Consider the following 23,738-nt stretch of genomic DNA (forward strand, 5'->3'; position numbering starts at 1 on the left):
TTAAGTGGAAAATCATGCTGCTGTCAGTCGGCATCGTGCTTTTTTCCCTCTTGATCGGCGGCATCATCATCGTGGGCAGCATCATTCGCCTGACCGAGGCGGAGTTGGGACAGCGGCTGATGACCACGGCGCGGACAGTGGCGGAAATCCCGCTCATCCAGAAAAGCATCCGGGAACCGGACGGCTGGCGGACCATCGCTCCGACCGCACGGCGGATTCGCATCGTCAACGACGTGACGTACGTGGTGGTCATGGACATGAACAGGGTCCGCTATTCCGATCCGCTGGACGAGCGCATCGGCACCGTCTTTCTCGGCAAAGACGCGGAGGAGGCGTTTGCCGAGCACACCTACATCCGCAAGGTGCGGGGGGAGCTGGGAACGGCGCTGCGGGCCTACGTGCCGATCATGAACACCGATCACCAGCAGGTGGGCGTGGTCATGGTGGGCCATCTGCTGCCGAGCATCCCGCAGATCCTCTACGACCAGCGGGAAAACATCGCGATCACGTTTTTTCTCTCCCTGCTGTTTGGCATCTGGGGTTCGTACCGGCTCGCCCGTCACATGAAACGGCAGATGCTCAACCTGGAGCCGGAAGAACTGGCCCGCATGCTGGTGGAGCGCACCGCCACGTTTCACGCCATGCGCGAGGGCGTGATCGCGATCGACACGCAGGAGCGGATCACGATCGTCAACGACAAGGCCAAACAGATTTTCAACATCGAAGACGACGTGCTGGGCAGACCGATCCGCGAGGTGATTCCCGATACCGCGCTGCCGGAAGTGCTGGAGAAGCAGCAAAACTTTTACGACCACGAACTGCACGTCGGAGGGGCGCTGATCTGGTCCAACCGCTTTCTGATCAGGACCGACGGGAAAGTCGTCGGAGCGCTGGCCATTTTCCAGGACCGGACCGAAGTGGCACGGATGGCGGAAGAGCTGACCGGCGTAAAGGCATTCGTCGACGCGCTCCGCGTGCAAAACCACGAGTACATGAACAAGCTGCACACAATCGCAGGACTTTTGCAGTTGAATCAAAAAGAGAAGGCGCTGCAGTACCTGTTTGAAATCAGCGAACAGCAGGAAGAGCTGACTGCATTTCTCTCGGCCAAAATCACGGATGAAAGCGTTTCCGGCCTGCTTTTGGGCAAGGTGAGCAGGGGCAAGGAACTGGGCATTCGCCTCGTCATCGACCGGCGCAGCAATCTGGAGCGCTTCCCGCCGTACATGGATCACCACAATTTCGTGCTGATCCTCGGCAATCTGATCGAAAACGCGTTTGACGCTCTGGAGCAGACGGACAAACACGACAAGGAAGTCTACGTCAGCATCGAACAGGATGATGACATCTGCTCCATCCTGGTGGAAGACAACGGCATCGGCATGGATGACGAGACACGGCGGCGGATGCTGGAGCGCGGCTTCTCCACCAAGGCGGGGAAGAACCGCGGCCTGGGCCTCTACCTGGTGCAGCAGCTGGTGGCGAAGGGGCGGGGCGAACTGAGCTGCCAGTCGCAGCCAGGCGAAGGCACGAGCTTTTTGATTACCTTTCCGATGAAGGAGGCGGAAGCGTAGATGGGCGACCCATTTCGCGTGGTCGTCATCGAGGACGACCCGATGGTGCAGGAAGTGAACAGGCAGTTTATCGAACGGGTGCCGTCTTTCCGCGTGGTCGGCGCGGCCTCCAACGGAGCGGAAGGACTCGCCTTGGTGGAACAATTGAAGCCTGACCTGGTGATCATGGACATTTTCATGCCTGTGCTGGACGGCGTGCGCACCCTGCAGAAACTGCGCACAGCCAATCAGGCGGTGGACGTGATCGTGATCACGGCGGCCAAGGACAAACCGACGATCCAGGCGATGCTCCGCAACGGCGTGATGGATTACATCATCAAGCCGTTCAAGTTTGAGCGCATTCAGCAGGCGTTGGAAAACTACCGGGCGTTTCGCCAGCAGTTGGAGCAGGAGGGCACCGTCTCCCAGGCGGAGGTGGACCAGCTGTTGTTCCGCTCCGCCGCGAAAAGCCCCCGGGAGCTGGAGACGCTGCCGAAAGGGCTGCACATGCACACGCTGGAGCAGATTGTCCGCCATCTGCGCCAGGAAAAGCAGCCGCTGTCGGCGGAAGAGGTGGCAGAGCGGGTCGGTATCGCCCGCGTGACGGCGCGCCGCTACCTTGAATACCTGGAAAAGAGCGGACGGGTGAAACGGGACGTGGCATACGGCGGCGTCGGCCGGCCGACCAACCGGTACGTGCTGGTGTGACGCACTTTTCAAAAAATGGCGGTCAGGGGTACGGCAGGGCGGACCAAAAGTATCAATCAGTGAGGAGAATTCCGGATGAACAAGGGACACGCACTGAAACCAGGGGATACGATCGGGATCATCGCCCCGGCAAGTCCTCCGAAAACAATCGACAGCGTACACAAGGCCAAAGCTGAGCTGGAAGCGTTGGGATTCAAGGTGGTACTGGGAAGAACCTGCTATGAAAGCTATGGCGGCTATCTGGCGGGAACGCCCGAACAACGGGCAGCCGAACTGAACGAGATGTTTGCCGATCCCGACGTCGACGCCGTGATGGCTTTGCGCGGTGGCTACGGTTCGCCGCAAATCCTGCATCTTCTCGATTACGACATGATTGCGCAAAACCCGAAACTGTTCATCGGGTACAGCGACATCACCGCGCTGCACACGGCGCTCCGGCAGGAGGCGGGATTGGCGACTCTGCACGGTCCCAACGCATCGCCCGGACTGCTCAGCGGGACCAACGCGTATACGCGGGAATGTCTGCTGCGCGCCATGACCAGCACCGAGCCGCTGGGCGAGATCGTCAACCCGCCGGGGGAGGAGATCGTCTGCCTGGTGGAAGGAGAAGCGTGCGGCGAGATCGTCGGCGGCAATCTCTCGCTGGTGGCGGCGCTGGCGGGCACGCCCTACCAGGTGGATGCAAAAGGCAAGCTGCTCTTCCTGGAGGATGTGGACGAGGAGCCGTACCGGGTGGACCGCATGCTGACCCAGTTGGCGCTGGTCGGCACGTTTGCGGAGTGCGCCGGGATCATCCTCGGCACGTGGAACAACTGCACGTCGAAAAAACAGGACAGCTTCACCGTCCTCGACGTCATTTCCAACATGATCGCGCCGTATCAAAAGCCGATGATCTGGAACCTGCAGGCGGGCCACGGCGAAAACAACGCCGCCCTGCCGTTTGGCGTGCAGGCGTATCTTGACGCGACAGGCTGCCGGCTGATCGTCGAAGAGGCGGTCGTCCGGTAAAGGGGCCAATCAGGCGTACTTGCGGAAGGCCGGATTGCTGTCAGGGACGGGGAGATGTTGGCGGCGTCAGGCCGCAGCATCACCGGCGGAATAAACAGCAGTTCCCAGCGTAATACTAACATCGTTCTGTAGCATCTTCATGCGAGGAAAGGATGAAGTGACGCCGAATGAGCACTGCTGTGACAGGAGTGAAAAGCCCTTCCCTGACGGACGTGTTGAACAAACAGGTTGCCAACTGGAGCGTCCTGTACATAAAATTGCACCACTACCACTGGTATGTGACAGGACCCCACTTTTACACGCTCCACCAAAAGTTTGAGGAACTGTACAACGAGGCGGCCGGCTACGTGGATGAACTGGCGGAACGGCTGCTGGCAATCGGCGGACAGCCGGTCTCGACGATGAAAGCCTGTCTGGAGCAGTCGACCCTGCGCGAAGCGGCGGGAGGGGAGACTGCGGAACAAATGGTTCAGGCGGTAGTCGCCGACTTCCGGCAGCTCATCCGCGAGTTGGAGGAGGGCATGTCCATCGCCGAACAGGCAAATGACCAGGCGACCAGCGACATGTTCCTTGAGATCAGCACCAGCCTGCAAAAACACGTCTGGATGCTGCAGGCGTTTCTCGGCAGGCGGCCGTGAAAAATCCCCCCTCGGCTCTGATAAGGCCAAAGGGGGGATTTTTTTCGCCAAACAAATGGTGACGCCCATGCTCTCCATGCTGATCGTGCAGGCCAGGAATGGTATGCACCTTTCTTGCCGGAGACGCACCTCACGTGTTCCCAAAAAGCGGCCGCAGGTGGTACACTATTGTGGAACATCTAATGGACAAGAACGAGAAAGGATGTACGGTTCCCATGGCATCTCCTTACATCACATTCAGTCGCGAGCAGTGGAGAGGACTGCGGGCTTCCACGCCGCTTACCATATCAGACGAAGAATTGGCCTGTCTGCAGGGGTTGAACGAAAAGCTCTCCCTGTCGGAAGTGGCGGACATCTACCTGCCGCTCTCCCGGCTGTTGAACCTGTATGTGGGGGCCACCCAGGAACTGTATCATGCAACGCATACATTCCTCGGCAATCAGGACAAAAAGGTTCCGTTTATCATCGGCATCGCCGGCAGCGTCGCAGTCGGCAAGAGCACAACCGCCCGCATTTTGCAAACGCTTTTATCCCGTTGGCCCAATCATCCCAAAGTGGACCTGGTGACCACGGACGGTTTTCTCTACCCCAACCGCGTCCTCGAAGAGCGCGGCCTGATGAAGCGCAAAGGGTTTCCGGAAAGCTACAACACGAAGCGGCTGGTGTCGTTTCTGTCCGACGTCAAGTCCGGCGTGCCGGAAGTGGCTGCCCCTGTCTACTCCCATCTGGTGTACGACATCGTGCCCGGCGAGTGGCAAGTGGTCCGCGAACCGGATATCTTGATCGTGGAGGGGCTAAATGTCCTGCAGACGCCGATCGACGAAAAGCAGCGCCGCGTCACGGAAGTCTTCGTCTCCGACTTTTTCGACTTCTCCATTTACGTCGACGCGCGTGAAGAGGACATTATGAAGTGGTACGTGGAGCGGTTCAAGCTGCTGCGCGAGACGGCCTTCTCCAACCCGGCCTCCTACTTCCGCCGCTATGCCAGCCTGACCGACGAAGAGGCGACAGAGGTGGCCACGAGCATCTGGATGGAGATCAACGGCATCAACCTGCGGAAAAACATCCTGCCGACGCGGGGACGCGCCCGACTGATCTTGGAAAAAGGGGCGGATCACATGGTCCAGAGCGTCAAGCTGCGCCGGCTGTAATCCGGTGAATCCCCAATCGCAAAAGGCCGATTCGGCCTGGAGGATGTTTGCGGTGTGGACAACCCTGGTCCCTGGTACCGAAATGAGGAAAGGAACTGGTGACAGTGAAAATCGTCAGTGCCTGTCTGATTGGCTGTCAGTGCCGATATGACCAGCGCGCCTGTCTGGACGCGGAAACCGAGACGCTGTTCAAGGAAGGAAAGGCCATTCCCGTCTGTCCCGAGCAGATGGGCGGTCTGCCGACGCCGCGCACGCCGGCGGAGATCGTCGGCGGCGACGGTTTTGACGTCCTGGACGGGAAGGCCCGGGTAATCGACCGGAACGGCCGCGACGTGACGGACGCGTTTCTCGCCGGGGCCAGGCAGGCGCTCAAACTGGCGCAGGCGGTGGGGGCCACGTCCGCCGTGCTGAAGGAAAACAGTCCCTCCTGCGGCAGTTCGTTTGTCTATGACGGGACGTTCTCCGGCAATAAAAAGGCCGGAGTGGGCGTGACGGCCGCGCTGCTGATCCGCAACGGCATCGCGGTCCAATCGGAGCAGAAGAAATAAACGGAAAAAACGGTGAGCGTTCTCTCCCTGATGCGCTGGCTGACCTGATCAAGCCGCCCAATGCGCGAACGAAAAAAAGGGCGGGGAAAAGAGAACATAAGGCCAGCCGGCGAAACCATGCAAACAGGCCCGAGGTGCTACCTCGGGCCTGGCTGTTTTCTATTTCGTTTCTACGGCGTGTCCGCCAAATTCGTTTCGCAGGGCAGCCACCACTTTGCCGTGGAAGGTGTCTTCCTCCAGCGAGCGGTAGCGCATCAAGAGGGACATCGCGATCACTGGCGTTGCCACTTGCAGGTCCAGTGCCGTCTCCAGCGTCCATTTGCCTTCGCCGGAGGAGTGCATGACGCCGCGAATGCTGTCCAGCTTCGCGTCTTTGCGGAAGGCCCGCTCGGTCAGATCCATCAGCCAGCCGCGGATGACGGAGCCGTTTGCCCAGACGCGCGCCACTTCGGCGTAGTCAAACGTGTAGCCGCTCTTCTCCAGCACCTCAAAGCCTTCGCCGATCGCCTGCATCATGCCGTACTCGATGCCGTTGTGCACCATTTTCAGGAAGTGTCCGCTGCCTGCTTCCCCTGCGTACAGGTAGCCGTTTTCAACAGTGATATCCTTTACCATCGGTTCGATATGGGCAAACGCCTCCTTGTCCCCGCCGATCATCATGCAGGCGCCGTGCCGCGCCCCTTCCATGCCGCCGCTTGTGCCGACGTCGAGGAAGTGGATGTCCTTTTGCTTAAGCTTGTGATAACGCTCAACCGACTGCTTGTAGTTGGAATTTCCGCCGTCAATCACGATGTCGCCGGGGGACAGCAGGCCGGACAGTTGGTCAATCAGCTTGTCCACGATGTCTCCTGCGGGCACCATCAGCCACACGACACGCGGCGCAGACAGTTTCGCGACCGCCTCTTCGACCGAAGCGGCCGGAATCGCTCCGTGCTTGCTCAGTTCAGCGGCAGGTGCGGGGTCGACGTCATAGGCGACGACCTCATGCCCGTGCGAGAGCAAGTTCAGGGTGAGATTGTATCCCATTTTGCCTAATCCAATCATCGCTAATTGCATTGTGATCGAAACACTCCTTATCCAGGTTCTCCAGGTGTCCAGGTTGTCAAACATGCAGAATCTGACCTAGCTGTATTATATGACAAAAATATTCACGTTTCATCATAAATGAAGAAAATTTTTTTCAAAATGACTTCGACCCGGACATTGCCTATAATGTGAACGAGAATGTTAGTGAACCAGAAAGGCACGATTGGGAGGTGCATGTCGTTGCCTGATTCCACACCGCGTGTTTCTGAAAGCGTGCTCGCCAAACTGCGTGCCGTTTATTCGCAGCTCAGCAGCAAAGAACAGCAGGTGGCCCGCTACATCCTGGAGCATGCGAGCGACATTGTCCATTTGTCAATTACCGAGTTGTCCGAGCTGTGCGAATGCGCTGATGCGACTGTTTTTCGCCTCTGCCGGCGATTGGGCTTTCGCGGATTCCAGGCGTTCAAGATTGCGCTGGCTAGCGAAGTAACCAACCCCAAGCAGGTGATTTACCAGGAAATCAACCTGGACGATGAAGACGTGCTGTCGATTGCCGGCAACATTTTTGCCGCAAACATGGAGACGCTGCGCGATACGCTGCACATACTCAACCGCGACGTACTGTCCACTATTATTGACTGGCTGGCGGGTGCCAAACGCATTGAATTCTACGGATCTGGCGGATCGGCTGCCATCGCCCAGGACGCCTATCACAAGTTCATGCGCACCGGGATTCCCTGTATTCATCACTCCGATGCACACTACCAGGTGATGTCGGCTTCCCTCCTGCGGGAAGGGGATGTGGCGGTGGGGATTTCCCACTCCGGTTCGAACAAGGACATTTTGAAAGCGCTGCACGTGGCCAAGGACGCGGGAGCGAAAACGATCGGCATCACCAGTTACGGAAAATCGCCGTTGGTAAAACTGGCGGACTGCTGTCTGTATACAACTTCGCGGGAAACGTTGTTCCGCACGGAAGCGCTCTCCGCCCGCCTGGCCCAGCTTTTCCTGATCGACCTGTTGTACGTGGCGGTCTCGCTTCGCCGGGAAGCGCAAACGATCGAGAACATCCAGCATATACGGGAAGCCATTTCCTTAAAACGCCTTTGACCGCGGGCGTTTTTTTTATTGGAAATAATACTGGTTGCGGAGCACATCACGAGCACTTTTTGAAATAAATTTTTTTCTCATGTATTAACAAAAGAAAAAAATTTCGATATAATCACTTTGACATCTTGAAAGCGGATACACATGAAGGGTGAGACGATAATGAACGAGACGTATTTTATCGGACTGGACATCGGCACCACCAGCACAAAGGCGATTGTGTTCACACGCTCCGGTTCGATCAAGGGAACGGGGAATGTCGATTATCCCCTGCTCGTTCCGCAGCCTTCTTGGGCGGAACAGGAGCCGGACGCGATTTTTAACGCGGTCATTCAGGCACTCCGCCAGGCGATTGCCCAGGCCGGGGCAAAACAGTCGGACATCGCCGGCATCGGGTTCAGCACGGCCATGCACAGCCTGATCGCCGTAGACGACAGCGGCAATCCGCTGACCAATGTCATCATCTGGGCGGACAACCGCAGTGTGGAGCAGACGGAGCGCTTGAAACAGGACGGCACCGGTCACCGGATATACCTGGCCACCGGGACGCCGATCCATCCGATGTCTCCGCTGACCAAACTGATCTGGATGAGGGAGAAGGACCCCGATACGTTCCGCAAGGCGGCCAAGTTTCTCTCGATCAAGGAGTACGTGATTTATCGGCTCTTTGGCCAATACGTGGTCGATTATTCCATCGCGTCGGCCACGGGGCTGTTCAATCTGAAGCGGCTTGACTGGGACGAGGAGGCGCTGCATGTCGCCGGCATCTCTGCGCAGCAGTTGAGCGAGCCTGTTCCGACCACACACGTGCTGCGCGGCCTGGACAAGCGCTACGCGGACGAAATCGGCATCGATCCCGATACGCCGTTTGTCGTAGGGGCAAGTGACGGGGTGCTGGCCAACCTGGGTGTCGGCGCGATCGAGCCGGGTCAGGTGGCGATCACCATCGGCACGAGCGGCGCTGTGCGGACCGTTGTGCCGGAGCCGATTACGGATCAGAAGGGACGAACGTTTTGTTACGTCTTGACGGACAAGCACTGGGTAATCGGCGGTCCGACCAACAACGGGGGATTGATGCTGCGCTGGTTCCGCGATGAGTTTAGCTGGCCCGAAGTGGAAAAGGCCAAGGAATTGGGTGTCGATCCGTACGACGTGATGATTCAGGCGGCCAAGGACGTACCGGCCGGAGCGGAAGGCCTGCTGTTCCTGCCGTTTTTGTCCGGGGAGCGGGCGCCCTGGTGGAATCCGCAGGCGCGCGGGTCGTTTTTCGGCATCGGCCTGCACCACAAGCGGCAGCACTTTATCCGCGCCGTGCTGGAAGGGATTTTGTTCAGCGTGTACAGCGTGGGGATTGCCCTTCGCGACTTGGCCGGAGGTGCGCGGGAGATTCGCGCGTCCGGCGGCTTTGCCCGCTCCAAGGAGTGGCGGCAAATCATGGCGGACATGTTTGGGTATGAGGTATTGATTCCGGGAACCCACGAAAGTTCCAGTCTGGGGGCGGCCGTGCTGGCGATGCATGCTGTCGGTGCCATCCGCGACCTGTCCGAGGTAAACGATCTGCTGCGCATTGTTCACCGCCACGAGCCGGATCTGGAGCGCTCCGGCACCTATCTGGAGTTGTTTTACATTTACGAGCGGGTTTATCTCAACCTGCTTGAGGAATACAAGCTCATCGCCGACTTTCAACAACGGTCGAGAGCATCGCTTAACACTCGATAAAAAGGAGGGGTCATGATGCCGTTGGTCATCACCTTGCTGGCTATTCTCATCCTGCTTATTCTGATCACTCGATTCAAGGTAAACCCGTTCATTACCCTGTTGATCGTTTCCGGCTTTGTCGGGATCGCTTCGGGGATGCCGCTCGACAAAATCGTCGATTCCATCAAGGAAGGGATGGGCGGCACGCTTGGATTTATCGCTATCGTACTCGCACTGGGAACCATGCTGGGGAAAATGATGGCGGAGTCCGGCGGTGCAGAGCGGATCGCCCGTACGCTGATCAACCTGTTTGGCGAAAAGAACGTCCACTGGGCGATGATGTTCGTGGCGTTCATCGTTGGGATTCCTGTTTTCTTCCAGGTAGGCTTTGTGCTGTTGATTCCGCTGGTCTTCACCATCGCCCGTCAAACGGGCATGTCCCTGCTGAAGATTGGCATCCCGCTGATTGCCGGGCTGTCCATCGTGCACGGGATTGTTCCGCCCCATCCGGCGGCGATGGCGGCCGTCGATATTTTTCAAGCGGACGTGGGCAAAACGATTGTGTACTCCATTCTGGTTGGCCTCCCGTCGGCGATCGTCGCCGGGCCTCTCTACGGAAGCTGGATCAGCAAACGGATCAAGACCAGCATCTCCTCGGAGCTGGCGGCACAGTTGGCGGAACCGAAGCAGGACCGCGAACTTCCCGGGTTTGGCATTACCGTCTTTACGATTTTGCTTCCGGTCATCCTGATGCTGGGGGCGACCATCGCAGACGTTACGCTGCCGAAGGAACACGCGGTGCGCGTGTGGGCTGACTTCATCGGCAACCCGATCACGTCCCTGCTGATTGCAACCGTGATCTCGTTCTGGACGCTGGGCTTTGCCCGCGGATTTAACAAGGATGACATTCTGAAGTTCACCAACGACTGCCTGGCACCGACGGCCACCATTCTGCTGGTGATCGGGGCAGGCGGCGCGTTCAACAAAGTGCTGCTCAACAGCGGAGTGGGCGATTACATTGCCGATCTGGCCACGGCGTCGGCCATCTCCCCGATCTTCCTCGGATGGCTGATCGCGGCGCTGATCCGCGTTGCCACCGGTTCGGCGACGGTGTCCATGATGACCGCTGCGGGCATTGTCGCCCCGATTGCGCAGCAAATGCCCGGAGTCAGTCCGGAGCTGCTGGTGCTGGCTACCGGCGCGGGATCGCTCATCCTGTCTCACGTAAACGATTCCGGTTTCTGGCTGATCAAGGAATACTTCAACATGAGCGTTCAGGATACGTTGAAGTCCTGGACAGTCATGGAAACCATCCTGTCTGTCACGGCCATCATCCTGATCATGGGCTTGTCCCTGATTATCTGAGATATCAGGCGGTGCTATTCTGGAAACAGGAAGCACCGTGCGCCATCCCCCACTGCGCGTGGGGGATGTTTTTTTTGTGGTCTGTGCATGACGCGGCCTACACGTCGGCTGTGGGGGCAAACATCCGGATGAATCGGCGGGCTGCCTTGGACAGATGGCGGCCGGTCTGCCAGACGACGGCAGCGGAGGAGGAAATGGAGGTGCCGGTAATCTCCAGACAGTCAAGCGTATCGCTGGCCTGGGTCTCCCAGGCGGAGCGGGGCACGATCGACGCTGCCACTCCGGCTCTCACCATGCTGACGATCAGCGAGATGTCAGGACATTCACAGATGACGTGTGGATTTACGCCCAGTCGGGAAAACTCCCGGACCAGCATCTCGTAGATACCCAGCCCCGGCGCGCTGGGCATGATCAGCGGATGATCGGCGATGTCCCGCATGTGGATCCGGCCGGTGCCGGCCAGCGGGGAGGAGTCGGGAACGATCAGCACGAACGGCTCCTCGTCCAGCGGGATGGTGGTGCAGCCGGACAGCGAATGAGGCAGGCGGACGATGGCGACTTCGATCGTCCGCCGCTCCAGCCACTGGCTCAGCAACTGCGTATCTCCTTTCCACACCTTGTAGATGATCAGCGGATACTGCTGCTGAAACCGGCGGATTTGTTCCGGCAGCCCGTAGGAGGAGAGAGCGCTTACGCCGATTGACAGCGTGCCGCGGATGCCGGCCCCGGTTTCCTGTACCTCTGCGATCGCTTCCTCCATCTGGTGCACGATGTTGAGCGCCTGCCGGTAGAGTGTGACGCCCGCCTCCGTCAGCTCGATTCGTTTTCCCACACGTTCCACCAGCGCGACGCCCAGTTCTTCTTCCATTTGCTTCAACTGCTGGCTGAGGGGCGGCTGGGCCATGCGCAATCGCTTGGCGGCCCCGGTAATCTGCCCTTCTTCGGCAATGGCGATAAAATAGCGCAACTGACGAATGTCCACCGCGCAAGCCTCCGTTTCTTCCATATTGTTTTCATATGGATATGAGATTGAATCAATATTTTTCATATCATACGAGCTATGATAGCATATGTCTCGGCAACAAAACATGAGAAGCAAGCGAAAAAAAGAAGGGACATGTAAAATGCGTACATGGTTGGATCACATCTTTCGTTTGCGTGCTTTTGACACGACCGTCCAACGGGAAATCACGGCCGGATGCATCGGCTTTGTCACAATCGTCTATATCGTCGCCGTCAACGCTTCGATCTTGCAGGACGCCGGGATTCCTCTGGAAGCCGGTATCCTGGCGACGGTGCTGACTGCGTTTGCCGGTTCGCTGCTGATGGCGTTCTGGGCCAACGCACCGATGATTCTGGTGCCGGGAATGGGCATCAACGCGCTGTTTACCTATACGCTGTGCCAGACGATGGGACTGCCCTGGCAGCAGGCGCTGGCCGCCGTCTTCCTCGCCGGGCTCCTGTTTTCCATCATCGCTTTCACACGGGCGGCGACTCTGCTGTCGGAGGCGATCCCCGTCTCTCTCAAAGAGGCGATCACGGTGGGGATCGGCTTGTTTCTCACCTTTATCGGGCTGCAGAAAGGGGGCTTGATCGTCACCAATCCCTCCACGTTTGTCGCCTTGGGCAATTTGGCCAGCCCGCAGGTGATCGTCACGCTGGCGACACTTGTCCTGACGCTGGTTTTGTTCATCCGAAACGTGCCGGGAAACTTTCTGATCGGGATTGCTGCCGGGACGGTGATGGGGATGCTGGCGGGGTTGGTACAGCCGGAAACAGGCGGACTGGCCTCCTTGTCGCTGCACGAATACGGCCGGGTGTTCGCCGGCTTGTCCTTCTCCGGGGTGTGGACGCTGACGTTCTGGGCCGCTGTGTTTTCGATGGCGATGGTGATCGTCTTTGAAAATATCGGCCTGCTGCACGGCCATACCGGCATGCTGGGCCAGCCGCAGAAGTTTCAACGCTCCCTGCAGGCGACTGCCGTGTCCACCGCCCTGAGCGGCATGCTGGGCACCAGCCCCACGGTGGCTTCGGTGGAATCGGCCGCCAGTATTGCCGCCGGAGGGAGAACCGGCCTTACCTCGCTGGTCACCGGCGTGCTCTTCCTGCTGACGCTGGTGTTCCTGCCGCTGGTCAAGCTGATTCCCGACAGCGCGATTGCGCCGGTGTTGATCATCATCGGCGGGCTGATGCTGCAACACGTGCAGAACATCAACCTGCGTGATTTCACGGAAGGTTTTCCATCCTTCCTGATCATCGCCCTGATTCCGCTGTCCTACAGCATCGTGGACGGGATCGCCTTTGGCTTCGTCGCCTATCCGCTGCTGAAGCTCGCCCTTGGCAAACGCCGGGAGGTGCCGGCGCTGCTCTACGTGATCGCTGGGCTGTTCCTGCTGAACATGGTGCTGCCCTTTGTAGCGTAGTGCAATCCGCCAGCCGCGGCGAATCGTGTGACAGGCCAATCCGCACGTCTCTTTTCGTCGACAGCCGTCTTTCGCCAGCTGTGCGCGGGGCGGCTGTTCGTCGTGACAACCTGCTTTTGCCGTGTTCGGCAATTTCCATGCTCCTCTTGCCAGGCGGGCGCATATCTTGTAGGTGAATCACGACAAAGGAGACCAGATCGAGATGAGCGGATACTGGTATGGACCTTTTCAGTACACTTCTTACTTGCCCGTGCGGCTCGCCGCGCTGGAGGGGTACGATGAGCGGATGAAGGTCGTCCTCCGGATGTTGCAGGAAGGCATTGCGGGAGAGCGGCGGGATGAGCTGTTATACGACTTTCTGATCGAGCAAGCACCGACCGAGCAGGAAAAACAGGTGATTGCCGGCATCCGCGATGACGAGCGGAGACACCGCCGGCTGTTTCTCCAGATCTACGGCCAGTTGACCGGACAGCGTCCTGCGGCACACTATGAGATCGAGGCGCTGCAGCCTCCGGTGAGCTATCTGGACGGGATTGAGCAGGCCCTGTTTGGCGAATTGAAAACGTTCGAACGTTACCGCACGATCTATAAATACATGCTGCTGCAGTATCGGGATACCGTGTTTGAAATCATGACCGATGAGCTGAAGCATGCCAGCTATTACAACTGGCTGTACGCCAGAAACAGGTGACACAGCCGATGGCCGCCTCTGTTGGTTGGGAGCGGCTGACAATCCATACTGATGCGAAATAGCAAGCAAAACCGCCCGAAAACGGAGCGGTTTTTTTGCTTCCGGTGATGGCACGACGTACTCGCCGCACAGCAAGACCGGTTTTTCCGAATAGCATCGGTCAAAGTGCGTCTGCCCATCGTGCATATTCGACTGTTGTAGGGCCCAGCAGCATGTAGTACAATACCCATGAATATGATAACAATTATCACTATCAATTATTGAACAGAAAATATGCCTGAACCGGAGATGATGAGCATGCAGCAAAGTGACTGTGACAAACTGGAACGGCACTTTTTTGTCAGCAGACGCGAGATGGACAATGCTGTCTGGTCCGGCCCCGCGTCCGAACTGTTGGAAACAGCACAAATGTCCAGCCTGATCAGTGTGTACGCCCGACTGCTCAAAGCAGCGGATCTGGCTCCTGCCGCCACCTTTTTCAGCGGGTGGCTGAGCGGACCGGCCCTGGCCGTCCAGTACGCGATGTCCGTCTGGAACAAGACGTTTGACCTGTCGCTGAACAACCTTAGCGTGCAGTTGTACAACCAGGACGGCTATTACCGGTTCTCGTTCATGCTCAACCGCTGGGCGGAGGAGGACGGGCCGGCCGATGAGGCAGCGAGAACAGAGTGGCGCAGCAGTGTGCTTCAAGATGTGTATGGAAACACGCTCAGGCCGCTTTTGGAGGCTGTTGCTGCTGCATCCGGGGTGCATGTCGGCCAATTATGGGGACAGCTTCCGGCCCGATATCATTACGAACGGAACGAATGGCTCAAGGCGGCGGAGCATGAGCTGTTGCGCCGCCGGATCGCTGACGACTTCCGTTTTTTGACCGAGCAGCTTGACCCGCAGGTGTTCGGCCAAGCGAAAAATCTGTTGGGGGTGAAGCTGCGGCTGATCGAAGACCTGTGCGATTCCGAGCGGCACGTCAGCATAAAAAGCGCCTGCTGTCTCTACTACCGCACGGAGGGTGGCCGTTACTGCTACACCTGTCCGCGTCTGAAAGAAGCAAAGCGGGCGGAGATGAGAGCCAGCATGAGAGCGGAGGCGGCTCAGACGAAGGCCTAACGCCATTGACAGACGGCTGTCATCCGCGAAAGAGTCGCCACTGCATCGGCCGTCTTTTCCTTGCGGGTGCAAAACGGGTATTTTTTCCTGAAACGATGCGCTGCGGACGCCGTCTAACCTTATAAAGAAAATGTAAACAGCCCACCATGAATCGAGGGGATACCATGCGCGCGTTGCTTGTGCTCTGCCTGCTGGTCGGGCTGCTCCTTGGCTGCACGGCGTCGAAAGAGAAGCCGAACGACCAGGCCCAACCCGGCAGGGAGCCCATTACGGCACCATCGGATCAACCGCCCGCCACGGCTCCGTCCGACCAGCCAAACGATGCCGTTCCTGCACAGCCGGATGACGGACAAACACAATACGAAAATGACCGGTTTCAAGGCGTAACGGTGAAAACGACAAACGAACATACGTATGAAGTAAAAGGAAAAGCGCGTGTATTTGAGGGCGTCGTTCACTACGTCGTCGAGGACGGTCACAATGAACTGGCGGCGGGGGTGACTCAGGCGTCCGCCGGGGCGCCGGAGTGGGGAGAGTTTCACTTTACGCTTTCCGTGAAGAAGGAGAATCCCTGATGTCTATGTGGCAGATGACACGTGCGCACCGCACGGGTCTCAGTGTGCAGACCAAGTGGCCGGTTTCGAGGAGAACACGTTTCCGTCATCCTCGTGTCAGCAGGTCGATGCAAAGCCCCGTTCACAGCGATACGGGCCTTTCGGATGCCAGAAACGTCACCCCCACCGGGAAGCTCCGGTGTGGGTGACTGTGTTAGCGGACAGCCGCTTAGTCCTTGGCTGTCTTCCAGTATTCGTATGCGTGGACGGCATTCCCCTTGTACGACGGGTGCTCTGCCAAGAGATTGGGCAGTTTTTCGAGCTGACGCATCATTTCCGCTTTCCCTTCCTCGTGGAACGTGATGTGTTCTCCTTCTCCGCTTTCCTTCATTTCCACGGCGATGATCAGCTTCTTGTTCAACTCGTCGGCAAATCTCAATTCATCCTTGGACACGGCGGCGATGCCACCCGGTCCTTCGGCGTAGTCGCGAAAAGCCATCAGCGTCACATGGTCCAGCCGGGCGATTACCCATTTGCTGAAAGGGGTTCCGGGGTCGTCCGGGACGTCAAACTGATCCAGCCAGACGGCCAGGTCGCAGCTTGTCTCCAGGTTGGAATCCCGTTTCGTCTCTTCCACGAACGCGTCGAGATTGCTCATCCACTGCCGCAGCACCTCGTCTCTGTCCTCCCGCCAGACGGGCATGACGTAGGGCTCAATGTCCAGATGGATGCCGCGGAACTTCTGATTGGGAGCGACATTTTGATTGTAGCCTTTCACGTAGCGGACCAACTTCAGCATCCGCTCCCGGTACTGCTCCAGGGCCCAGATCGGGTGTCCGCCCATCGCGTGCACCTCGATTCCAGCTTCCGTTGCCTTTTCCACAAAATCGGCGTACGCCTCGTAGGGCTGCTCCAGGTCCAGCCGCACGTACAGCAAATTGATTCCCTGCTCTTTGGAAAAGGCGAGAATCTCGTCCCCTTCGGTAATCGCGTGCTCGGCGTGCCATATGTACGTGCCGAGCAGCGGCTTCGTCGTCGAGTCCGTATGCTTGATCATGTTTCGCCAGTAGCGGTAATCGTGAACCGCGACGCCGGTGAAAGACGAATGTCTGCCCAGCCGCGATGTCACTTCGGCGAGCTGAGCGTCCATCTCTTCCGCGCCCACCCCAAAAAACGTCGTGTGCGGCTCATGCGGCATCTCTTTTGTGTTGACGGCAATGATCACCTGTTTGCCGAGGGCGTCCGCCGCCTCCATCTCGTTCTTGACGATCGCTTCGATGCCATTGGAGCCGTCCACCTTGTTGCGGTACGCCATCAGGGTGACGTGGTCAAATGTGTCGATCATCCATGTGCTGAACGGCATATCGGCTGTTCCCGGCACCGGAAATTGATCGAACCAGGCGGCCATGTCGGTGCCCACTTCCAGACCGTTCTCCTCTCGGGCTGCGGTCACAAACGCTTCGATGTTTCCCATCCATTGTTTCAGTACGGCGGGTTGATCGTCGTACCACTCGTCAAGCAGGTACGGCTCGATGTCCAGGTGCACCCCCCGGATGCGTTCCACCTGGTCCACTGTGCGGTTGTATCGTTTTACCCAGTCCACGAGGCCGAGCATTCGCTCCCGGTCGACAGTAAGCGCCCAGCGCGGATGTCCGCCCAAGGCGTGCACGTCGATACCGGCCAACTGAGCCTCCCGGATGAACGGACGGTAGTAGTCAAAGGGCTTGTCCCTGTCGATGCGCAGATAGATCAGATTGATCCCTTGGTTTTTGGCAAAGTCAAGAATTTTTTGGCGTTGGGTGTCGATCAGCTCTGCCTGCCAGATCCAGGTTGCTTTTTTCCCCTTGTCGGGCGACGAAAAGCCGACCAGAAAACCGGCAGCCAGACAGAGTAACAGGTAGAGAAAACGAGCTGGTTGCATGGCAAGATCCTCCGTTGAGTAGTTGGTGCGTACAGGCCACTTGTCAAGCGAAAGAACTGCTATCGCTCGGGGGGATTTACACTTTTCCCATCTTATTACAAGGGAAAAAGCAGCTACAAGTGAACATTAGCCTACTTTCGGGTATGAAAAAACGAACATAAAAAAACAGGCTGTCCCGAAAGACAGCCTTTTGGCAGGGGAGTGTTCCCCGCATCCAATTTGTTTACAACCGGGCCATGCCCATGGCCTTTTCCACTTTGTGCAGCATCTGGTTGGCAACGCGGTTCGCCTTTTCGGCGCCGGCAGAGAGAATGGCGTCCAGTTCCGGCGAGTCGATCAGCTGGTGGTAGCGATCCTGGATCGGTCTCAGCGTCTCGATGACCACCTCGGCCAGATCGGTTTTAAAGACGCCGTAGCCTTTGCCGGCGTACATCTCTTCCAGCTCCTCCAGAGATTTGCCGGAGCAGAGCGAGTAGATGGTCAGCAAGTTGGAGATGGCCGGCTTGTTCTGCTTGTCGTAGCGGACGGCGTTGTCGGAATCGGTCTGCGCCCGCTTGATTTTTTTCGCGATTGTGTCCGGCTCGTCAAGCATGGAGATGTACGCGCCCTGGTTGGGATCGGATTTGCTCATTTTCTTGGTCCCGTCCTGCAGCGACATGATTCGCGCGCCCACTTCCGCCACGCGGATTTCCGGGATGGTGAAGATCTCGCCGTAGCGTTTGTTGAAGCGGATGGCCAGGTCGCGGGTCAGTTCCAGGTGTTGTTTCTGGTCCTCACCGACCGGGACGTAATGCGTGCCGTACAGGAGAATGTCGGCCGCCATCAGCGGCGGATAGGCCAGGAGGCCCGCCGGGATGGACTCGCCGCGCCCTTGGGATTTGTCCTTGTATTGGGTCATTCGCTCCAGTTCGCCCACGTAGGAGGTGCAGAGCATGATCCAGCCGAGCTTGGCGTGGGCCGGTACCTCCGATTGGATAAACAGGGTCACTTTCTCAGGGTCAAGGCCGACAGCCAGGTAGAGGGCCGCCAGGCGGCGAATGTTTTCGCGGAGCGCGGCCGGGTCCTGCGGAACGGTGATGGCGTGCTGGTCGACGATACAGAAGTAGCAGTTGAATTCATCCTGCAGCGGGACGAAGTGCTTCATCGCGCCCAGGTAGTTGCCCAGGGTGAGGATGCCGCTGGGCTGGATGCCGGAAAAGATGGTTTTCATTATTGGATTCGCTCCTTTCCAAATGTGACGATGAAGTTGAAGATCAATAAAAAAGGTCCATCCGCCCATAACAGGGACGGATGAACCGCGGTGCCACCCTTCTTATTTCAATCCACGACCGTGCCATATATGTGCGTGCTCGTGGTTGAAATCGCTTTGTTCCGTACCAGTGATACGGTGTCCGTTGTAACGTGCGGACGTTCACGCCGAAGCCTACTGCCGCCGGGCGGGTTCGGTCCGGAGCTCGGAAGCCCATTCAACATCCAGTTGACGCTGATTCGCACCAGCCATCAGCTCTCTTCAGTCTCCTGTGATGCCTACTCTTCTTCCTCATCGCCATGTACTTCCTCTTTGAGCTAACATTTTACCGATTGCCCGGCAAAAAATCAAGGGAGATCCCTTTTGGATCGACGAAAAGGGCGGTTGGGTTGGTTCGGTTCGGTTGGCCGGGAATTGCTCTTGGGGGCTGACGAAATGAACAAAAAACGGTGATTTTCGCATTGCTCGGCCTGTTCCTCTTGTCTTCTCCATTTATATATGTAAAAGGAACGTTGGTAAGTTTGGAGAAAAAGGTACGCCACTATCTCATTACCGAGAGAAATATTGATGAGAAGCTGATCGTTCGCATCGATGGCGTATTCGGGAAGCTTCCGGTCTTCGGTGCAGAGGTGGTTTTTGCAGATGAACCTGATGTAAGATACTATTACACGGAAAGAAACGGGAAAATAATCCCTTTACAGCCATCGTTTAAACACAGAGGATATAAATACAAACACAAATAAGTCCCCAGGCGCTGGCTGGTACTATCCCATCTTCGCTCAATGGTTCTAGACGGCCTCGCCCTGACACCACGACTGCATGCAGCTGTATACCAGCAAAGAGGAATGCGGATACGGCGCCAACGCGCTGTACCGAACCGTACTGTCACCGAGTGAATTGACATAATTATTGAAAAATACGGAATGTGAGCTCCCTTGACCAGCGCAAGCCGTCTGCAAGGGGGGCGCACATCACAAGGAGGCATGAATGATGACGACAACAGCGACGTTAAACGACGCGGTGGAACAAATCAAGGAGCAGGTGATCGCGTGGAGGCGCTATCTGCACCAGTATCCGGAGCTGTCTTTCCACGAGGAACAGACGGCCCAATTCGTATACGATACACTCCTGTCGTTTGGCAACCTGGAGGTGCATCGTCCGACGAAGACCAGCGTCATGGCACGGCTGATCGGCTCCCAGCCGGGGCGGGTCCTGGCGATGCGGGCGGACATGGATGCCCTGCCGATTACTGAAGAAAACACGTTTGATTTTGCCTCGAAAAATCCGGGCGTCATGCACGCCTGCGGACACGACGGCCACACGGCGATGCTGCTTGGGACAGCCAAGATTTTGTCGGGGATGAAAGACCGGATCAAAGGCGAGGTGCGTTTTCTGTTCCAGCACGCAGAAGAACTGTACCCCGGCGGAGCGGAAGAAATGGTGCAGGCGGGCGTGATGGACGGCGTCGACGTAGTGATCGGCACGCACTTGTGGTCGCCGCTGGAGTATGGCAAAGTCGGCATTTGTCCCGGGCCGATGATGGCTGCACCGGACACGTTCTGGATCACGGTCCTGGGTAAAGGGGGCCACGCTGCTCTGCCCCACCAGACCGTCGACAGCATCGCGATTGCCGCACAGGTGGTGACCAACCTGCAGCACATCGTCTCCCGCAATACCGATCCGCTGGACAACCTGGTCGTTTCCGTCACCCAGTTTGTCGGCGGCACCATGCACAACGTAATTCCGGGATCGGTCAGCATCTGCGGTACGGTGCGCAGCTTCGACCAGAAACTGCGCGAGTCTGTCCCGGCCCTGATGGAGCGGGTGGTTAAAGGGATTACGGAAGCGCACGGCGCCTCGTACGAGTTCAAGTACGAGTTTGGCTACCGTCCGGTCATCAACGACGCCGACGTGACCAGGCTGATGGAGGAAGTGGTGGTGGAGACGCTGGGTCCCCAATGGGTGGAGCATATCAAGCCAAACATGGGCGGCGAGGATTTCTCCGCCTTCCAGCAAAAAGCGCCGGGCTGCTTCTTCTACGTGGGTGCCGGCAACAAGGAGAAAGGCATTATCTACCCGCATCACCATCCGCGCTTTACCGTGGACGAGGATGCGCTGCAGGTGGGCGTGAAGTTGTTTGTCAACGCTGCCCGCAAAATCGTGATGTGACCGTTCCCTGGCGATGGCTTGCTTGTCCGCCGCTCCGCCAGGCGGCGGCAGCACCTCTTGACGGGAACACCCATGCGCAGATTGACACAGTCTGAATCGCACAGGTTCGAACAGAAACGGAAGGGAGAGGTAAGGGTCCCATGAAGGTGATTCATGTATTGGCGTTGCTGCCGTTTATCGGCATTCTCGCCTGCATCCCGCTGGTTAACCGCGTCACCCCATACGTGTTCGGTCTGCCGTTTCTCCTCTTTTGGGTCGTCATGTGGGTCGTGCTCACATCGGTGATCATGGCAGTCGTGTACAAACTGGACCCGGCGAACAGGGAGGAGGATGCAAAATGAACGCCGCGCTGCTGGTCATTTTCGCCTTTCTGGCGCTTTCTCTCTACCTCGGCATCCGGGCGCGCAAAGGCAAGGACATGAATCTGGAGCAGTGGACAGTGGGGGGGCGCGGCTTCGGCACCATTTTGGTCTTTCTCCTGATGGCGGGGGAAATCTACACCACGTTTACATTCCTCGGCGGCAGCGGCTGGGCCTACAGCAAGGGCGGACCGACGTTCTACATCATCGCGTACGGCGCGCTGGCCTACGTTCTCTCCTACTGGCTGCTCCCCGCCATCTGGCGCTATGCCAAGGAGCACAAGCTGGTCTCCCAGTCGGACTTTTTCGTCAGCAAGTACAACAGCCCGTATCTGGGCATCCTGGTCTCGCTCGTCGGCGTGGCGGCGATGATTCCCTATCTGGTGCTGCAGCTCCAGGGCCTGGGGATCATCGTGTCGGAAGCGTCGTACGGCAGTATCTCCCGTCAGGCGGCCATCTGGATCGGGACCATCGCCGTCACCTTGTACGTCATGGTCTCGGGCATTCACGGCTCCGCCTGGACAGCGATGCTCAAGGACATCATGATTCTGTTTGTCGTCGTCTTTCTCGGTCTCTATCTGCCATTCCACTACTACGGCGGCATTCAGCCGATGTTTGAAGCGGTGGAAGCGGCGATGCCCGGATTTCTCGCCCTGCCGGAGAGCGGCATGAGCCCCTCCTGGTTTATCTCCACGGTGCTTCTGACCGTGCTGGGCTTCTACATGTGGCCGCACACGTTCGGTTCCTCCTACTCGGCGGAAAACGAGCGGGTGTTCCGAAAAAATGCGATCATCATGCCGCTCTACTCGCTGGTGCTGCTGTTTGTGTTTTTTGTAGGGTTTGCCGCCATTCTGCAGGTGCCCGGTCTGAAGGGGGCGGACGGCGACCTGTCGCTCCTGCGCCTGTCCATCCAGACGTTTGACCCGTGGTTTGTCGGCGTGATCGGGGCAGCGGGCCTGCTGACCGCCATCGTGCCAGGGTCGATGATCCTGATGGCCGCCTCCACGCTGCTGGCGAAAAACGTGTACAAGGTGTTCGCCCCGCAGGCGAGCGACGCGCAGATTTCCAAGCTGGCCAAGTACCTGGTGCCGGTGGTGGCGCTCATCTCCCTCTACTTTACGTTTGAAGGCGGCAGTGCAATTGTCGCGCTGCTCTTGATGGGGTACAGCCTGGTGACGCAGCTGTTTCCCGCTCTCTTGTTCAGTCTGATGAAGCGCAATGTGGTGACCAAACACGGGGCAGCGGCCGGCATTATCGCCGGGGTGGCCACGGTGGCTGCCATTACGCTGAGCGAGACCACGGTCGGCAGCCTGTTTCCCTTTTTGCCGCAGGCGATTCAGGATCTGAACGTCGGCATCGTCGCGCTGATCGTCAACGTCGTGGTGATGGTGGCAGTCAGCCTAGTGATGCGAAGCAGGAGCGCGATCGGCGACAAAAACGCGCATGCCGCGTAAGCGATTTGACATGGCTTTCATTCCCTTCTATCATCAGAGGGAAAGCAAGATCATTGTTGAGGGAAGGTAGGGAGATCACATGTTGGATATCCGGTATCACGGCCACTCCTGCGTACAGTTGACGAGTGGGGAACATTCGATCATCGTGGACCCGTTCATCTCCGGCAATCCGCTGGCGACGACCGCGCTGTCCGACATTCGCGTGCAGTACATCCTGCTGACGCACGGCCACCAGGATCACATCCTCGACGCCGTGGAGCTGGCCAAGCAGAACGATGCGACGATTATCGCCACTTTTGAACTGGCCAACTACCTGGCCTGGCAGGGCGCGAAGACGATGGCGCTCAATCTGGGCGGGTCGGCAGCGTTCCCGTTTGGCCGCGTAAAAATGACCCAGGCGTTCCACAGCTCCGGCATGGTCTACGACGAGGAGCAGCGGATCGTCTACCTGGGCATGCCCGGCGGGTTCATCGTGAACATCGGCGGCAAGACCGTGTACCACGCCGGAGATACCGGCCTGTTCGGCGACATGAAGCTGCTTGGGGAGCGCCACGACATCGACGTTGCCTTCCTGCCGATCGGGGATGTCTTCACGATGGGACCGGAAGACGCGGAAACGGCCGCCGAGTGGCTCAAGGCCAAGTTCGTCGTGCCCATTCACTACAATACGTTCCCGCCGATCCAGCAGGACGGAGAGGCGTTCATCGCCCGGCTGAAGGAAAAACGGATCGATGGACAGGCGCTGAAGCCGGGAGAAAGCATCCAATTGTAAACGCTTTGTGCAGACAAAAGCGGGCAGTGCGAACGAATGTGAAGTACGTCCAGTCAAACAGGCAGACACAGCCGTTCCTCCCTTTCAAACCGGGAGGGCGGCTTTTTTGTTTGTACCAATAGCAGGCGCAGCGGCATATGTGGCGTTATTTTCATGACATGTGCTGCTTTACATCGCTCATATCTAAATGATATACTTATGATATCACTTTAAAATCATTATAAAAAGGGGCGTGCG

General features: G+C 57.9%; 21 protein-coding genes and 1 other annotated feature. Of the genes, 17 read left to right on the forward strand and 4 right to left on the reverse strand.

All coding sequences use genetic code 11. The features are described from left to right. The first annotated feature begins 14 nt into the window (after nucleotides 1-14). From IRT44_RS10075 to IRT44_RS10100, 6 genes are all read left to right on the forward strand, one after another. On the forward strand, nucleotides 15-1,574 hold the full coding sequence (locus IRT44_RS10075; RefSeq protein WP_212132306.1) for an ATP-binding protein: 1,560 nt from the start codon (nucleotides 15-17) through the stop codon (nucleotides 1,572-1,574). Then, nucleotides 1,575-2,261 carry a response regulator gene (locus IRT44_RS10080; protein WP_212132305.1) on the forward strand — a complete coding sequence of 229 codons (687 nt, stop codon included), beginning with the start codon at nucleotides 1,575-1,577 and terminating at the stop codon, nucleotides 2,259-2,261. A 75-nt stretch (nucleotides 2,262-2,336) separates the two neighbouring features. After that, nucleotides 2,337-3,269, forward strand: a complete 933-nt coding sequence (locus IRT44_RS10085) for a S66 peptidase family protein (protein WP_171565801.1) — start codon at nucleotides 2,337-2,339, stop codon at nucleotides 3,267-3,269. Between the two features lie 167 nt (nucleotides 3,270-3,436). Continuing rightward, nucleotides 3,437-3,907, forward strand: coding sequence for a Dps family protein (locus tag IRT44_RS10090; RefSeq protein ID WP_230076614.1), 471 nt, complete (start codon nucleotides 3,437-3,439; stop codon nucleotides 3,905-3,907). A 215-nt stretch (nucleotides 3,908-4,122) separates the two neighbouring features. Further along, a complete protein-coding gene (gene coaA, locus IRT44_RS10095) occupies nucleotides 4,123-5,058 on the forward strand; it encodes a type I pantothenate kinase (protein WP_171565799.1) in 936 nt (311 codons plus the stop codon). A 104-nt stretch (nucleotides 5,059-5,162) separates the two neighbouring features. Beyond that, complete coding sequence (locus tag IRT44_RS10100; protein ID WP_212132334.1) at nucleotides 5,163-5,606, forward strand: 2-thiouracil desulfurase family protein; 444 nt, start codon at nucleotides 5,163-5,165, stop codon at nucleotides 5,604-5,606. A gap of 159 nt (nucleotides 5,607-5,765) precedes the next feature. Here the strand turns inward: IRT44_RS10100 and gnd are convergent, their stop codons facing one another. Further along, nucleotides 5,766-6,662 (reverse strand): phosphogluconate dehydrogenase (NAD(+)-dependent, decarboxylating), encoded by an 897-nt coding sequence (gene gnd / locus IRT44_RS10105; RefSeq protein ID WP_171565798.1) that lies wholly within the window; start codon nucleotides 6,660-6,662, stop codon nucleotides 5,766-5,768. Nucleotides 6,663-6,866: 204 nt separating this feature from the next. Between gnd and IRT44_RS10110 the strand changes: the two genes are divergently transcribed. From IRT44_RS10110 to IRT44_RS10120, 3 genes are all read left to right on the forward strand, one after another. Next, nucleotides 6,867-7,742 carry a MurR/RpiR family transcriptional regulator gene (locus IRT44_RS10110; RefSeq protein WP_171565797.1) on the forward strand — a complete coding sequence of 292 codons (876 nt, stop codon included), beginning with the start codon at nucleotides 6,867-6,869 and terminating at the stop codon, nucleotides 7,740-7,742. 159 nt (nucleotides 7,743-7,901) lie between these two features. Further along, on the forward strand, nucleotides 7,902-9,458 hold the full coding sequence (gene gntK / locus IRT44_RS10115; RefSeq protein ID WP_171565796.1) for a gluconokinase: 1,557 nt from the start codon (nucleotides 7,902-7,904) through the stop codon (nucleotides 9,456-9,458). 15 nt (nucleotides 9,459-9,473) lie between these two features. Next, a complete protein-coding gene (locus IRT44_RS10120; RefSeq protein ID WP_212132302.1) occupies nucleotides 9,474-10,802 on the forward strand; it encodes a GntP family permease in 1,329 nt (442 codons plus the stop codon). Between the two features lie 97 nt (nucleotides 10,803-10,899). Here IRT44_RS10120 and IRT44_RS10125 read toward each other — a convergent pair whose 3' ends face one another. Then, on the reverse strand, nucleotides 10,900-11,784 hold the full coding sequence (locus IRT44_RS10125; protein ID WP_171565794.1) for a LysR family transcriptional regulator: 885 nt from the start codon (nucleotides 11,782-11,784) through the stop codon (nucleotides 10,900-10,902). A 142-nt stretch (nucleotides 11,785-11,926) separates the two neighbouring features. Between IRT44_RS10125 and IRT44_RS10130 the strand changes: the two genes are divergently transcribed. From IRT44_RS10130 to IRT44_RS10145, 4 genes are all read left to right on the forward strand, one after another. After that, on the forward strand, nucleotides 11,927-13,225 hold the full coding sequence (locus tag IRT44_RS10130; RefSeq protein ID WP_212132301.1) for an NCS2 family permease: 1,299 nt from the start codon (nucleotides 11,927-11,929) through the stop codon (nucleotides 13,223-13,225). Nucleotides 13,226-13,427: 202 nt separating this feature from the next. Then, on the forward strand, nucleotides 13,428-13,916 hold the full coding sequence (locus IRT44_RS10135) for a ferritin-like domain-containing protein (protein ID WP_171565868.1): 489 nt from the start codon (nucleotides 13,428-13,430) through the stop codon (nucleotides 13,914-13,916). 297 nt (nucleotides 13,917-14,213) lie between these two features. After that, nucleotides 14,214-15,023 carry a (2Fe-2S)-binding protein gene (locus tag IRT44_RS10140; protein WP_230076615.1) on the forward strand — a complete coding sequence of 270 codons (810 nt, stop codon included), beginning with the start codon at nucleotides 14,214-14,216 and terminating at the stop codon, nucleotides 15,021-15,023. A 164-nt stretch (nucleotides 15,024-15,187) separates the two neighbouring features. Then, nucleotides 15,188-15,598, forward strand: a complete 411-nt coding sequence (locus IRT44_RS10145; RefSeq protein WP_171565791.1) for a Gmad2 immunoglobulin-like domain-containing protein — start codon at nucleotides 15,188-15,190, stop codon at nucleotides 15,596-15,598. Between the two features lie 208 nt (nucleotides 15,599-15,806). Here IRT44_RS10145 and IRT44_RS10150 read toward each other — a convergent pair whose 3' ends face one another. Continuing rightward, nucleotides 15,807-17,498 carry a hypothetical protein gene (locus IRT44_RS10150; RefSeq protein ID WP_171565790.1) on the reverse strand — a complete coding sequence of 564 codons (1,692 nt, stop codon included), beginning with the start codon at nucleotides 17,496-17,498 and terminating at the stop codon, nucleotides 15,807-15,809. A 223-nt stretch (nucleotides 17,499-17,721) separates the two neighbouring features. After that, a complete protein-coding gene (gene trpS, locus IRT44_RS10155) occupies nucleotides 17,722-18,708 on the reverse strand; it encodes a tryptophan--tRNA ligase (protein WP_171565789.1) in 987 nt (328 codons plus the stop codon). Nucleotides 18,709-18,777: 69 nt separating this feature from the next. Beyond that, nucleotides 18,778-19,051, reverse strand: a binding site (T-box leader). 686 nt (nucleotides 19,052-19,737) lie between these two features. On the opposite strand from trpS, the gene IRT44_RS10165 reads away from it, so the two are divergent. From IRT44_RS10165 to IRT44_RS10180, 4 genes are all read left to right on the forward strand, one after another. Beyond that, nucleotides 19,738-20,916 (forward strand): M20 family metallopeptidase, encoded by a 1,179-nt coding sequence (locus IRT44_RS10165; protein WP_171565787.1) that lies wholly within the window; start codon nucleotides 19,738-19,740, stop codon nucleotides 20,914-20,916. 140 nt (nucleotides 20,917-21,056) lie between these two features. Continuing rightward, a complete protein-coding gene (locus IRT44_RS10170) occupies nucleotides 21,057-21,257 on the forward strand; it encodes a DUF3311 domain-containing protein (protein WP_171565786.1) in 201 nt (66 codons plus the stop codon). Then, nucleotides 21,254-22,729: a sodium:solute symporter family protein gene (locus IRT44_RS10175; protein ID WP_171565785.1), complete on the forward strand. Its 1,476-nt coding sequence runs from the start codon at nucleotides 21,254-21,256 to the stop codon at nucleotides 22,727-22,729. The genes IRT44_RS10170 and IRT44_RS10175 overlap by 4 nt, the downstream gene beginning before the upstream one ends. 79 nt (nucleotides 22,730-22,808) lie before the next feature. Further along, nucleotides 22,809-23,501, forward strand: coding sequence for a metal-dependent hydrolase (locus IRT44_RS10180; protein WP_171565784.1), 693 nt, complete (start codon nucleotides 22,809-22,811; stop codon nucleotides 23,499-23,501). Nucleotides 23,502-23,738: the final 237 nt, after the last annotated feature.

It is taken from the genome of Brevibacillus sedimenti, from assembly GCF_020923495.1.
Lineage (GTDB): Bacteria > Bacillota > Bacilli > Brevibacillales > Brevibacillaceae > Brevibacillus > Brevibacillus aydinogluensis.

Bases quoted from the DNA above. Each gene is read 5' to 3' on its own strand.
- IRT44_RS10135 (WP_171565868.1), top strand. From the start codon at position 13,428: ATGAGCGGATACTGGTATGGACCTTTTCAGTACACTTCTTACTTGCCC.
- coaA (WP_171565799.1), top strand. From the start codon at position 4,123: ATGGCATCTCCTTACATCACATTCAGTCGCGAGCAGTGGAGAGGACTG.
- IRT44_RS10170 (WP_171565786.1), top strand. From the start codon at position 21,057: ATGAAGGTGATTCATGTATTGGCGTTGCTGCCGTTTATCGGCATTCTC.
- IRT44_RS10085 (WP_171565801.1), top strand. From the start codon at position 2,337: ATGAACAAGGGACACGCACTGAAACCAGGGGATACGATCGGGATCATC.
- IRT44_RS10110 (WP_171565797.1), top strand. From the start codon at position 6,867: ATGTCGTTGCCTGATTCCACACCGCGTGTTTCTGAAAGCGTGCTCGCC.
- IRT44_RS10145 (WP_171565791.1), top strand. From the start codon at position 15,188: ATGCGCGCGTTGCTTGTGCTCTGCCTGCTGGTCGGGCTGCTCCTTGGC.
- IRT44_RS10130 (WP_212132301.1), top strand. From the start codon at position 11,927: ATGCGTACATGGTTGGATCACATCTTTCGTTTGCGTGCTTTTGACACG.
- IRT44_RS10165 (WP_171565787.1), top strand. From the start codon at position 19,738: ATGACGACAACAGCGACGTTAAACGACGCGGTGGAACAAATCAAGGAG.
- IRT44_RS10180 (WP_171565784.1), top strand. From the start codon at position 22,809: ATGTTGGATATCCGGTATCACGGCCACTCCTGCGTACAGTTGACGAGT.
- IRT44_RS10150 (WP_171565790.1), bottom strand. From the start codon at position 17,498: ATGCAACCAGCTCGTTTTCTCTACCTGTTACTCTGTCTGGCTGCCGGT.
- IRT44_RS10090 (WP_230076614.1), top strand. From the start codon at position 3,437: ATGAGCACTGCTGTGACAGGAGTGAAAAGCCCTTCCCTGACGGACGTG.
- IRT44_RS10120 (WP_212132302.1), top strand. From the start codon at position 9,474: ATGCCGTTGGTCATCACCTTGCTGGCTATTCTCATCCTGCTTATTCTG.
- gnd (WP_171565798.1), bottom strand. From the start codon at position 6,662: ATGCAATTAGCGATGATTGGATTAGGCAAAATGGGATACAATCTCACC.
- IRT44_RS10080 (WP_212132305.1), top strand. From the start codon at position 1,575: ATGGGCGACCCATTTCGCGTGGTCGTCATCGAGGACGACCCGATGGTG.
- gntK (WP_171565796.1), top strand. From the start codon at position 7,902: ATGAACGAGACGTATTTTATCGGACTGGACATCGGCACCACCAGCACA.
- IRT44_RS10140 (WP_230076615.1), top strand. From the start codon at position 14,214: ATGCAGCAAAGTGACTGTGACAAACTGGAACGGCACTTTTTTGTCAGC.
- trpS (WP_171565789.1), bottom strand. From the start codon at position 18,708: ATGAAAACCATCTTTTCCGGCATCCAGCCCAGCGGCATCCTCACCCTG.
- IRT44_RS10175 (WP_171565785.1), top strand. From the start codon at position 21,254: ATGAACGCCGCGCTGCTGGTCATTTTCGCCTTTCTGGCGCTTTCTCTC.
- IRT44_RS10075 (WP_212132306.1), top strand. From the start codon at position 15: ATGCTGCTGTCAGTCGGCATCGTGCTTTTTTCCCTCTTGATCGGCGGC.